This is a genomic window from [Zimmermannella] faecalis ATCC 13722 (assembly GCF_000381765.1).
Lineage (GTDB): Bacteria > Actinomycetota > Actinomycetes > Actinomycetales > Microbacteriaceae > Gulosibacter > Gulosibacter faecalis.
Map to the genome: position 1 here is coordinate 40,351 of NZ_KB907084.1, position 12,415 is coordinate 52,765.

At 68.5% G+C, this 12,415-nt stretch carries 11 protein-coding genes; 5 read left to right on the forward strand and 6 right to left on the reverse strand.

Annotated elements, in window-relative coordinates:
* Positions 1 to 6 precede the first annotated feature (6 nt).
* Positions 7 to 1,683: an FAD-dependent oxidoreductase gene (locus G328_RS0112265; protein ID WP_019619652.1), complete on the reverse strand. Its 1,677-nt coding sequence runs from the start codon at positions 1,681 to 1,683 to the stop codon at positions 7 to 9.
* Positions 1,684 to 1,789: 106 nt separating this feature from the next.
* Between G328_RS0112265 and G328_RS0112270 the strand changes: the two genes are divergently transcribed.
* The gene (locus tag G328_RS0112270; RefSeq protein WP_019619653.1) at positions 1,790 to 2,344 is read left to right on the forward strand and encodes a helix-turn-helix domain-containing protein; all 555 of its coding nucleotides are present in this window, start codon (positions 1,790 to 1,792) and stop codon (positions 2,342 to 2,344) included.
* Between the two features lie 40 nt (positions 2,345 to 2,384).
* Here the strand turns inward: G328_RS0112270 and G328_RS0112275 are convergent, their stop codons facing one another.
* The 5 genes from G328_RS0112275 to G328_RS0112295 all read right to left on the reverse strand — a co-directional run bounded on the left by G328_RS0112275 (position 2,385) and on the right by G328_RS0112295 (position 8,413).
* Positions 2,385 to 3,647, reverse strand: coding sequence for an MFS transporter (locus G328_RS0112275; protein ID WP_019619654.1), 1,263 nt, complete (start codon positions 3,645 to 3,647; stop codon positions 2,385 to 2,387).
* 140 nt (positions 3,648 to 3,787) lie between these two features.
* A complete protein-coding gene (locus G328_RS0112280; RefSeq protein WP_019619655.1) occupies positions 3,788 to 5,488 on the reverse strand; it encodes a cation:proton antiporter in 1,701 nt (566 codons plus the stop codon).
* An 11-nt stretch (positions 5,489 to 5,499) separates the two neighbouring features.
* The gene (locus tag G328_RS0112285; protein WP_019619656.1) at positions 5,500 to 7,095 is read right to left on the reverse strand and encodes an MDR family MFS transporter; all 1,596 of its coding nucleotides are present in this window, start codon (positions 7,093 to 7,095) and stop codon (positions 5,500 to 5,502) included.
* Entirely contained in the window at positions 7,092 to 7,763 is a 672-nt protein-coding gene (locus G328_RS0112290; RefSeq protein ID WP_019619657.1) for a TetR/AcrR family transcriptional regulator, read from the reverse strand. The genes G328_RS0112285 and G328_RS0112290 overlap by 4 nt, the downstream gene beginning before the upstream one ends.
* Before the next feature lie 107 nt (positions 7,764 to 7,870).
* A complete protein-coding gene (locus G328_RS0112295; RefSeq protein ID WP_019619658.1) occupies positions 7,871 to 8,413 on the reverse strand; it encodes an RNA polymerase sigma factor in 543 nt (180 codons plus the stop codon).
* A 283-nt stretch (positions 8,414 to 8,696) separates the two neighbouring features.
* Here G328_RS0112295 and G328_RS16020 point away from each other — a divergent pair, with 283 nt between their 5' ends.
* From G328_RS16020 to G328_RS16530, 4 genes are all read left to right on the forward strand, one after another.
* Positions 8,697 to 9,530, forward strand: a complete 834-nt coding sequence (locus G328_RS16020; RefSeq protein ID WP_051082914.1) for a hypothetical protein — start codon at positions 8,697 to 8,699, stop codon at positions 9,528 to 9,530.
* Positions 9,531 to 9,690: 160 nt separating this feature from the next.
* A complete protein-coding gene (locus G328_RS16525; RefSeq protein WP_026339875.1) occupies positions 9,691 to 10,743 on the forward strand; it encodes a hypothetical protein in 1,053 nt (350 codons plus the stop codon).
* A gap of 108 nt (positions 10,744 to 10,851) precedes the next feature.
* Positions 10,852 to 11,334 (forward strand): hypothetical protein, encoded by a 483-nt coding sequence (locus tag G328_RS0112310; RefSeq protein WP_019619659.1) that lies wholly within the window; start codon positions 10,852 to 10,854, stop codon positions 11,332 to 11,334.
* 108 nt (positions 11,335 to 11,442) lie between these two features.
* A complete protein-coding gene (locus tag G328_RS16530; RefSeq protein ID WP_026339876.1) occupies positions 11,443 to 12,345 on the forward strand; it encodes a hypothetical protein in 903 nt (300 codons plus the stop codon).
* Positions 12,346 to 12,415 lie beyond the last annotated feature (70 nt).

Genomic DNA, 12,415 nt, shown 5'->3' on the forward strand with positions numbered 1-12,415 from the left:
CGTGGCTTAGCGGCGGCGCACGAGCACGATCCCGTCGTCGAGGGTCGCGGGCTCCCCCGTCGGGCCCACCGACTCGCGCGATCGCGACTCGACGATGATCGGCTCCCACTCCGCCTCGTCGAGCCCGAGCTCGGCGAGTTCCTCCTCGGGCGTGAGGAAGCGGTGCGCCGTTGGTCCGGCGGCCTCGGCGCCGTCGCCCGCGTGCTGCGCGTGCCCCGACCACGGCGGCGGGGCCGCGTGGGTCGTCACGAGCAGGTGTCCACCGCGCGCCACCCGCTCGGCCGCGAGGCGCAGAATGTCACCCCGCGCGAGCGCGACCGGCGAGTGCAGGAAGCTCGCCGTGACGAGCGAGTAGGCCTCGTCCGGTAGCGCCTCGTCAGGCAGCACCTCCCCACGCAGCACCTCGCCGAGATCGCCCGATACAAACGTCGCCCCGTCGAGTTCGCGCGCCTTGGCTTCCGCCCGCGCCCGCTCGACCGCGGTGGCCGAAATGTCGACACCGACGGCCCGCCAGCCCCGCTCTGCGAGCCAGAGCACGTCGCCGCCCTCACCGCAGCCCAGGTCGAGGGCGGTGCCGGGCGCCAGGCCAGCCGCGACGTCGGCGAGCACGGCGTTGACGCGCCCCGACCACATGCGACCGCTCGTCGCGTACCGGTGCTCCCAGTAATCGGCCGGCGCCACCTCGGGCCACTCCTCGCCTCGCAGCGCGGCCGCAGTGTCATCCTCGACGAGTTGCCAGTTCGCGATCGCGCCAGCCATCGAACCGGCGCCGAGCGAGAGCGGTACGTTGCCGTGCGGCGCGACGACGTTGCCCGCGGCAAACACGCGGGGGTGGCTCGTGACGCCGCCCATCCCCGTCTTGATGACCGACCCCGCGGGCGTCGTTTCGCGCTCGAGCCGCAGGTCGGCGAGCATCCCGTCGTGCGGCCGCAGCGTGCCGCCCGTGAAGATCGCGTCGACCGCGATCTCCCGCCCGTCGCGCAGCCGAACTGCCACGCCCAACTCCCCCGGCGGCTCAAGCTCGCCCGTGCCACCTGCCTCGGCCAGCTCGCGCACGGCCTCGGTCTCAACCGAGACGCCCCGCACCCGAAGCCGCTCGGCGACGTCATCGGGCAGCGGCGTTGGCGGCACGAGCTCGCGCCCCTCGGCGTCGATCGCGCCGCCCGCAAACACGGTCACCCGCTCGCTCCACTGCCGCACGAGCTGCGCCTGGTGGAGCGACTGCGGGCCCGTCACGAACACGCCGAGCCGACCGTCGCGCACCTCCCAGCCGTGGCAGTACGGGCAGTGGAGCACGCGCGCGCCCCAGCGCTCCGCGAGCCCCGGCACCGGCGGCAGCTCATCGGTCACGCCGCTCGCGAGCACGAGGGTGCGGCCCACGAGCTCGCGCCCGTCGTCGACTACAACGGCGAGGCGATGCACTTCGTCACGCACGCGCTCGACGCGCGCCTCGAGAAACTCGACACCGTACTCCTCAGCCTCGGCGCGCCCACGGGCACGCAGTTGCTCGGGCGTCGCCCCCTCGAACCCGACGACGCCGTGCATGTGCTCGGCGAAGCGGTTGCGTGGCGCCCCGGCGTCGACCACGAGCGTGCGTCGCCGTGCCCGCCCGAGCATGAGTGCGGCCGCGAGGCCCGCCGGCCCCGCGCCGATGATGATGGTGTCCCAGGTGTCGTGCTGCATGCCTCGAGCCTGCCGCACGCCTTGATACTCTGGCAAACGTTCTTGCGGAATTGGCAAGCAGTACCCTCGCCGCTCCGCGCCTCGACTCCAAGAAGGGCAAAGACGGATGCACGAAGAGATCTCCCGCGTCGGCGCACGGCTGCGCGCGGCCCGGCAGTCGCGCGGGCTCACCCTCGCCGAACTCGCCGAGGCCGCCGACATGTCGCCGAGCACGCTCTCGCGGCTCGAGTCGGGCAAGCGCCAGGCGAGCCTCGAGTTGCTCGTGCCGCTCACCCGCCGACTTGGCGTGCGTATCGACGACCTCGTGCAGCCCGAGCCCGCCGACCCGCGCGTTCGGAGACCGTCGCGCCGCCTCGGCGAGCTCGTCATGACGCCGCTCGCGCCCGAGGGCTCGGCGCTCCAGGCGTACCGCATCGTGTATCCGCCGAGCGCCGAGAAGCCCGTACCGAAGACGCACGACGGCTACGAGTGGCTCTACGTGCTCACGGGCCGGCTCGCGCTCACCCTCGACGACCACACGCACGAGCTCGCCCGCGGCGAGGCGGCCGAGTTCGACACACGCACACCCCATTCAATGGCCGCGGCCGGAAACCGGCCCGCGACCGTGCTCAGCATCTTCAACGCCTCGGGAGAACGGATGCACACCCACACGCCGCAGTAAGGTCGCGCGACCTACACTGCGCCGACCTAAACCGCGCTTCCTACAACGCGCGTTCGTCAGCCTCGACCGGGAGCACAATCGGCCCGGTCTTCACGAGCTCGGCCGTCGACGTCTCGCCGCGGTCTCCCCCGAGGCTCAGCAGCACGAGCGCGAAGCCGACCGCCGCGAGCGCGAACCCGACCCAGCCCGGCGCGAAGTAGCCGAAGCCCGACGCGATGACGAGCCCGCCCGACCACGCGCCGATGCTGTTGCCGATGTTGAACGCCGCGTGGTTCGTCGCCGCCCCGATGAGCGGTGCGTCGCCGGCGAGGTTGATGAGCCGGGTCTGCACGGCGGGCGTGAGCGTCGACGAGGTCGCCGCAACGAGCGGCGTGAGCACGAACAGCGTGACGGGCGTATTCGCGAACAGGGCGAACACGACGAACATGATGAGCAGCGCGATGAACCCGACGACGATGCTGCCGCGCGGGAACCGGTCGCTGAGCCAGCCGCCGACGAAGTTGCCGATCGTCATGCCGACGCCGACGCAGGCGAGCAGCCACGGCACGGTCGACGCCTCGAGCCCGACCCCGAGCGTCGCGATGTCGGCGATGTACGAGTACACGGCGAAGAATCCGGCGAAGCCGATCGCCCCGACGAGCACCATGAGCAGGAACGGCCAGCGGCGGTAGGCCTGGAGTTCGTCGACGGGGTTGCGGTGCGGGTTGCCCTCGAGGCGCGGCAGGCTGATCCACGCGAGGGCCATCGCGACGAGGAAGATGACCGCAACGGCGAGGTAGGCCCAGCGCCACCCCGCGGCCTGCCCGAGCCACGTACCGAGCGGCACGCCGAAGATGTTCGCGATCGTGAGCCCCGACAGGGCGATCGAGATGCCAATGCCCTGCTTCCCCGGCCCCATGATGCGGCCCGCGAGCAGCGACGCGACGCCGAAGTAGGCGCCGTGCGGCAGCCCCGCGAGGAACCGCGCGATCATCGTCGTCGCGAACTCGGGAGCCACGGCCGAGAGCGCGTTCGTGAGCGCGAGCGCGGCGAGCAGGATGAGTGCGAGGCGGCTCTGCGACATTCGTGACCCGAACACCGCGATGGTCGGTGCACCGACGACCACGCCGAGGGCGTAGCCGGTGACGAGCCAGCCGGCGTCGGCGATCGCCTGCTCTCGCTGGGCGTCAAACGACGGCACGAGGTCGGCCGCGATCTGCGGCAAAATCCCCATCGTGCTGAATTCGGTGCACCCAATGGCAAAGCCACCGAGTGCGATTGCGAACAGGGCGAGCACCGTGCGGGCACGACTCATTTGCGACATGGGACACCTTCTTCCTCGGCTGAACTGGAATCGGTGCCTCGTTGCGCCGGAGCACTAGCGTACGCGCACGCGTCGACGTCGAAAAATCGCGGCGCCGCCGAAACCGCCGAGTTCGTTCGCCGCGAACGCGCGGCGCCCCGCTACTCGCCGTCGAGGCGCATCGCGCCGTTGTCGATGCGCGTCTGCGCGTACTCGATCGTCGACGACCGGTAGGTGCCCGACGACCGGGCCTCCTGCAGCGCAGCGTGCTCGGTCGTGAAGATGAGCCGCTGCAGTTCGACGACCTGCTGCCGTGCCTCGCTCTCCTGCGGTGGTACCGCCGCGTCGTCGGCGACCGCGAGCATCCGCTCGTTGCGTTCCCGCAGCCGTCGCACGAGCTCGGCGTCGAACTCGCCGCCGTCGGGCCGCCGCAGCTCGCTGCTCGCGAGCATGTCGTCGGTCGCGGCGGCGAGCTCGCGCATGAGGCGCCCGCGCTCGCGCTCGAGCTCCTCGGCGGGGGTTCCGCGAATGCCGAGCAGCTGAATGAGCAGCGGCAGCGTGCCGCCCTGCGCGATGAGGGTGATGATCGCGACCGTGAAGGCGATGAGAATGAGCTGCGGCCGGTACGGCAGGTCGACGGGCAGCGACTGTGCCGCCGCAAGGGTGACGACGCCGCGCATGCCCGACCAGGCGAGCACGGCGCCGCCGCGCCAGTCGAGCCCCTCGTTGACGTAGAAGTTCGCGTCGGCGACGCGCTGGCGCAGCGCCCGCTGCACGCGCTTCGGCCGCGGATGCTCGGGGCGGTCGAGCTCGTCGAGCTTCGTGAGCACGCGGTTGTACTGGTCGATGCGGCCCTCGTGTTTCGCCTGGCTGCGGCGCAGCCAGTACACGAGCGGCACCATGAACGCGACGCGGAGCAGGATGAGCGCGATGGTCGCGCCGGCGCCGATGGCGACCGCACCCCAGACGCCGAGGCCCGCCTCTTCGACGCCCTCGATGACGCTCATGAGCTGGAGTCCCATGAGCAGGAACACGCCGTTCTCGAGCAGCATCTGAATCGTGCGCCAGTTCGTGCGCTCGGCGATGCGGTCTTCGGCGGTGAGCCGACGCGGGGCCAACGCCCCCGTCACGAGCCCCGCCGCGACAACGGCGAGGACGCCCGAGGCGCCGAACTCCTCGGCGGGCAGGTACGCGAGAAACGGTACGACGAACGACACGGCCGTCGTGAGCTGCACCTGCCCGATCTTCGAGCGGATCCAGGTTGTCACCGCGCCGACCACGATGCCGATGATGATCGCGACGATCACCGCGTAGCCGAAGTCGACGACCGCATCCCAGAGCGAGAAGGATGCGCCGATCGCGGCGATCGCGGAGCGGAGCAGCACGAGCGCCGTCGCGTCGTTCACGAGCCCCTCCCCCTCGAGAATCGTGACGAGGCGGGGCGGCAGGCCGAGGCGCTTCCCGATCGACGTCGCGGCGACGGCGTCGGGCGGGCTGATGACGGCGCCGACGGCGACCGCCGACGCGAACGAGAGGTTGGGGAACGCGAGGTAGATGAGCGCGCCCGCACCGAACGCCGACACGAGCACGAGCACGACCGACAGGGCCGAGATCGAACCGAAGTTGCGGCGGAAGTCGGTCGTCGGCATGTTCACCGCGGCGCCGTAGAGAATCGGCGGCAGCACGACCGCGAGAATGATCTCGGGTTCGACGACGAACGACTCCATGCCGGGGAGAAAACTGCCCGCCGTGCCGAGCAACACCATGATGATCGGCACGGCGACGCCGAGTCGCGAGGCAAACACCGAACCGAGCACGATCACGATGACGCCGACGACGGCGAACAGTTCAATCTCCAGCATGCTGCCTCACGTTAGGCGATGACCTCGCCGTGCGTCGCAGCCTCGGTCTCCGCATCCTCGTTCTCGATCGTGGTCGAGAGCTGCTTCTCGCGCACGAACGCCACGAGCACGAGCCCGACGAGCACGAGCGGGACGATGTAGAGCAGGATCGGCAGGAGCGCCTCGTTGTACGACGACACGATGACGTCGCGCACGGGGCCGGGCAGCGAGTTCACGACCGCCGGCGTGAGCGAGGTCGCCCCGATGTCCGACGATCCACCGGTCGACGGCATACCGGCCATGCGCTCCGTGAGGAAGTCGACGAGTCGCGTCGAGAACAGCGAGCCGACGACGGCCGAACCGACCGTCGCGCCGACCTGCCGGAAGTAGTTGTTCGCGGCGGTCGCCGTGCCGACGACTCGGCCCGGGAACTCGTTCTGCACGACGAGCGTGAGGATCTGCATGCTGAACCCAATGCCGATACCGATCACGGCGAGGTAGCAGCACATGACCCACATGGGGGTGTCGACCGCGAGCCCCGAGAGCAGCACGAGGCCGACCGAGAGGATCACGAGGCCGACGAGCGGGAACAGCTTGTAGCGGCCAGTGCGCGAGACGATCTGGCCCGACGAGATCGAGGCGACGAGCACGGCGCCCATCATGGGGGTCATGAGCAGGCCGGCCTCGGTCGCGTTCACGCCGGTGACCATCTGGATGTACGTCGGCATGTAGCCGAGCGTGCCGAACATCGCGACGCCGACGACGAGGCTCGCGCCGGTCGTGAGCAGGAAGTTGCGGTTCTTGAAGAGGTAGCCGGGCATGATCGGGCTCTCGGCGTACCGCTCCGCGACCGCGAACGCGATGGCGCAGACGACGGCGGCGGCGATGAGGCCGATGATGACGGGCGAGTTCCACTCGTAGGTGCTGCCGCCCCAGGTGCACACGAGCACGAGCGCGGTCGTCGCGGCGGCGATGAGCGCCATGCCGAGGTAGTCGAGGCGCGGGTACTCCTTCGACCGGTTGTGCGGCTTGAGAAACAGCAGCACCGCGATGATCGCGAGCACGGCCAGCGGCACGTTCATCCAGAACGACCAGCGCCAGCCCGGGCCGTCGGTGAACCAGCCGCCGACGAGCGGGCCCGCGACCGAGCACACCGCGAACACGGCGCCGAACACGCCCATGTACTTACCGCGCTCACGCGCGGGCACGGCGTCGGCCATTGCGGCCTGCGAGAGGATCATGAGGCCACCGCCACCGAGACCCTGCACGACGCGGGCGATGATGAGCCACTCCATGTCTTGCGCGAGGCCACCAATGACCGAGCCGACAGCGAAGAGGAGAATCGCGGCGACGAGCACGATCTTTCGGCCGAAGATGTCGCTGATGCGGCCGTAGATGGGCATGACCACGGTGCTCGCGAGAATGAACGCAGTGATGACCCAGGCCATGTGGTCGGCGCCGTTGAGCTCCCCGACGATGGTCGGCAGCGCGGTCGAGAGCACGGTCTGCCCGAGCGCCGACATGAGCATCGTCACAATGAGGCCGATGAAGAGGAGCACCACGCTCTGCTGGTGCTCCTTGGGTTGTGCGAGCGGGCTCGTGCCCGCAGATTCAAGCGTCTTCGTCATTTCACTTCTTTCAGTGCGGCCTGAAACGCCGCGATCGCGGGCGTGAACGCCTCACGGGTTGGATTGTGGAGAATTTCGGGGCTCATGCGGAACGTGTACTTGAGAATCGCGCCGGCGAGCGTGATGGTTGCCTCCGCGACGGCCCGTTCCTCGTGACCGACGTCGTCGCGCTCGTCGATCTTGTGCAGCGCGAGCTCGCGAACCTGCTCCTGCATCTCTTGGAACCGCTGGTGCATCCGCGATTTCAGCTCGGGGTGCAGGTTCGCGAGCCGATGCAGCTCTTCGCGGCTCGTCCCGGTTTGCCGAATGTTCGCCACAGACCGGGCGAGCAGCACGACCATGCGTCCGAGCCGGTCGCCCTCCCCCGGATGCTCGAGGAACTCGTTCAGCGCGTCGTCAGGCATCACGACGTGCGTGAGGCCGAGCACCGCATCCTCTTTCGATGGGTAGTAGTTGAAGAGCGTGCGGCGCGAGACGCCGGCGCGCTCGGCGATCGCGGCGATCGTCGTGTCGGCGAGGCCGCGTTCGGCGACGAGCTCGCTCGCCGCCGTGTGGATCTGCTGCAGTGACTCCTGCCGCTGGCGCTCGCGCAGCCCGCAGGCGGGCGCGCCGTCGAGCGCAACGTCGACCTCCTCGGCCTCAGCTTCGGGTTCTCGTAAATTTTGCACTAGTGCATTCTATGCACTCCTGCACGATTTGCACTAGTGCAACACGCAAATCGCCCCGTCACACGGTGTGCAACGGGGCGAACGGGGCGGGCGGATGCGCGGTGCGGCTAGGCGTTCTGCGCGAGGAGGGCTTCTTTGAGTTGCTTCCGCGCGCGGTTGAGCCGTGAGCGAACCGTCTGCACGGGCACCTGCTGGTACTCGGCGATCTGCTCGTACGTGTAGTCACCGAACTCGCGCAGCACGAGCGCGACCCGAAAGTCTTCCGTGAGCGTCTTCAGCGCCTGTTGAACGCGGTCGCGTACGGCATGGTCTTCGGCGAAGTCGGGGCCGCCGTCGCCCTCGAACACGAACTCCGAGTCGTCGTCGACCGTCAGCTCGCGGCGCTTGCGCAGCAGGGCGAGCGCCGCGTTCGTCGCGATCCGGAACGCCCAGGTACTGATCGACGCCTCGCCGCGGAACTTCGGCAGGTTCTGCCAAATCGCGATCATCGCATCCTGCAGCGCATCTTCCGCGTCGGCGCGGTTGCCGATCGTGCGCACGCACACCGCGAACAACCGATCGCGGTACGGGTACAACAGCTGACCGAACGCCTGTCGGTCGCCCTGCTTCGCTTTCGCGAGCAGCGCGGCTTCGTTCTCGGATGCTGCCACGTCGCGTCTTCCTTCGCGTTGATTTCCCCCGGATGCGCCCCGCTCGCGTGGCCGCGGGTGGGAGCACAGTCGTCTGATCGTAGCGTCCATGGCCAAACGGCGCCCTCAGCCGCCGCCGCATCCGCGCATCCCCCGCCACACAGCGCGTGCGGACGCGGCGTTGCGCGACGTCGGAGGGGATCGCCAGCAACGATTCTTCAAGATGTTCTTCAGGGCGCGGGAACTTTCCGCGCTTAGTGTGCATCCAACCTTCGTTCTGCACGCCGGATACAGGGAGAACCCAATGACTACCAACGGACCTGAAGCCACCAACGGCTACGCCAGCCAGACCGGCTACGACACCGACGGCGACGGCAACGTCGAGACCGTCGAGTACGACGTGTACGGCAATGGCGAGGTCGACGAGACCCACTACGACACGAACGGTGACGGCGCGGTCGACGACATTTACTCGGACACCGACGGCGACGGCTTCATCGACACCCGCTTCATCGACACGAACGGCGACGGCGTGATCGACTACGCCGATGTCGACACCGACGGCGACGGCATCATCGACACGACGATGTACGACACCGACGGCGACGGGGTGCTCGACGAGGCCCACGCCGACACCGACGGCGACAGCTACGCCGACACCTACTACTCGCTCGGCGAGGGTGAGGCGCCGGCCCCGAACGTGACGCCGAATGCCGACGTCGACGAGAGCAACGCCGCTCCCGAGGGCGAGCAGCCAGCCGACCCGGAGGCTCCGGTCGAAGAGACGCCGACCGAGGATGCCCCGACCGACGAGGGCGGATCGGGCGACGACACGATCGACACCGACGGCGTCGACTACGACGACTCCGGCTCGTACGTTGAGGGCGAGGCCACGATCGACGCCGACGGCGACGGCGTCGCCGACACCGCCGAGGTCGACATCGACGGCGACGGTGTGCTCGACGGCACCCTCAGCGACTTCGACGGCGACGGCCTCGCCGAGGAGATCGCCTACGACAGCGACGGTGACGGCATCTACGACACCTTCGGCACTGACACCGACGGCGACGGCATCGCCGACGAATACACGATCGACACCGACGGCGACGGCGTCGGTGACACCCCGGTCGACATGTAATGCACCACCCAATGCCCGGTCGTTCGCGACCGGGCATTGGCCGCTTTCCCGGAATCCTCGCCTACGTTGTCGAGAACTCCGCCGCCACGGGAACTTTCTTGCGGCCCGTCGCATCCAATTACCGATTCGCAGCCCACACCTTCAGTAAAGGACCAGGACCATGAGCAACACGAACGGCATCCAGCACACCGACGGCGCAGGCAACTCGACCGACGAGAACACGACGACCGGCAACGCCGCCGACTACAGCAACTACACCGACGACGCGCAGTACATCGACACCGACGGCGACGGCCTGGGCAACGTCTACAACGTCGACTCCGACGGTGACGGCTACGCCGAATCGACCTTCATCGACACCGACGGCGACGGCACGCCCGACTCGATCATCACCGACAACGACGGCGACGGCATCCCCGACGACAACTGGTCGGGCAACGACGAAACCGACAGCTCGGGCGTCGACGCCGACAGCTCGACGGAGCCCGAGACCGAGACGATCCCCTCGGACACGACCGAGGAGGCGCCGGAAGAGTCGTACTCGAGCAACCCCGTCGATTCGATCAACCCCGAGACCACCGGCTACGCCTCGGCGACGCACTACGACGTCGACGGCGACGGCGTGATCGACGCGACCGAGTACGACGTTGATGGCGACGGCTACGTCGACGCCACCTCGTACGACCACAACGGCGACGGCGTGGCCGACCAGCTCGTTGTCGACACCGACGGCGACGGCTACGCCGAGACCATCGTGACCGACACCAACCGCGACGGCAGCTACGACTACGCCGAGATCGACACCGACGGTGACGGCTACTCCGACACCTACGCGTACGACACCGACGGCGACGGCGTGATCGACACGGTCGACTACGACACCGACGGCGACGGCTTTGCCGACGAGACCGTCAACCAGGACGGCTCGACCAACGCGTCGAACATCGCGGCGCCCTCGACCGGCGCGCAGTTCGACCTCGACGGCGACGGCGTCAACGAATCGACCTACGTCGACGTCGACGGCGACGGCATTGTCGACGGCATCGGCAGCGACTTTGACGGCGACGGCATCGCCGAGGTCGTCTACGTCGACACCGACGGCGACGGCTACGTCGACACCGTGGTCGAAGACACCGACGGCGACGGCTACCTCGACACGGCCACCACCGACGCCGACGGCGACGGCTACGCCGACACCGAGGTTTCGCTCTAACTTCGGGGCAACGAGATTCGCAAAAAGAATCTGCGCGGGGCGGGAACTTTTCACCCGCCCCGCGCATCTCATACGTAACGCGATATTTGTGACCAAAGGATTCCGATCATGGTGAACGAACCACAGGAAGAGCAGCTCCTCGGCGACGCCCCCGCAGTGAGCGATGCCGGCTGGGACTCGCTGCTCTCATCGACGTTCAGCGCTCCCCCGGGATTCGCCGACTTCTTGGTCGACATGTTCGATTCGGTCGGCGACGACGGCGAGGTCTCCGAGACGACCCCCGACGGGGTCGACGACGGTGACGACGGCGCGATCGACCCCGACGCGATCGACGATGACGACCTCGACCCCGGCACGGGCGAAGACCCCGTGGACGGTGCCGACGAGAGCGACAGCGACGACTCCGCCGCCGACGAGCCCTCCGCCAACGAACAGACCTACACCGAGCCCGACCCCGTCGATGCCCTCACGGGCGCCGGCGAGTCGAGCGACGACTACTCCGCACTCGATGACGACGGCTACGGCGAGAGCGACTTCGACGCCGGTGACGACGGTACCGACGACATCGACGTCGGTGACCTCGGCTTCTAGGCGCTCCCCCATCCGCACCGCGTAAATTCGCGCAACGGGAACTTTCTCGCCCTCAGCCGCATCCAATCTACGTTCCAAGCAACCACCACCGAACAAGGGGAAGCAGACATGAGCAACTACCAGCCCAACGAGAGCATTGACCTCAACCAGGACGGCATCACCGACGCAGTTGCTGCCGACCTCGACGGCGACGGCATCGCCGAGACGGTCGTCGTCGACAGCGACCAGGACGGCGACGCGGACGCCGCGTTCAGCGACACCGACGGTGATGGCTACGCCGAGACCACGTACCTCGACAGCGACGGCGACGGCTACGTCGACACGCAGCTCGTCGACACCGACGGCGACGGCTACGACGACGAGATCACCGCGCTCGACGACAGCGGCTCGACCACCTCGCCCGAGACCGAAACCGACACGGCGCCCGTGACCGACACCGAGACCACCGAGACCGACGGCACCTCGGGCGTGAGCGGCTCGGGCTACGAAGAGCTCGAGTACGACACCGACGGCGACGGCGTTGCCGACTCGGCCTACTTCGACCTCGACGGCGACGGCTACGAGGAGACGTTCGGCAGCGACACGAACGGCGACGGCTACATCGACACCGCGATCATCGACACCGATGGCGACGGCGAGTTCGACACCGGCGCGACCGACACCGACGGCGACGGCTACCTCGACACGACCACCGACCTGAACACGGGTGAGCAGACCGGCGGCACGACGACCGACACCGACGAGGTCTCGAACACGACCGACACCACCGAGACCGGCGGCTCGACCGACACGCAGTCGGCGACGAGCAGCGACGGCTACTTCGACCTCGACGGCGACGGCTACGAGGAGACCTACGGTACCGACACGAACGGCGACGGCATCGTCGACCAGATCTACTCGGACACCGACGGCGACGGCCAGACCGACCTCTACGGTGAGGACGCCGACGGCGACGGCGTCATCGAGAGCTTCGACACCGACATGGACGGCTCGATCGACACGGTCCTCTAGCGGCCACGAACGAATCCCCGGCCCGGGCACTGCCTGAGCCGGGGATTCGTCGTTTCCCAGTTGGGAGGAG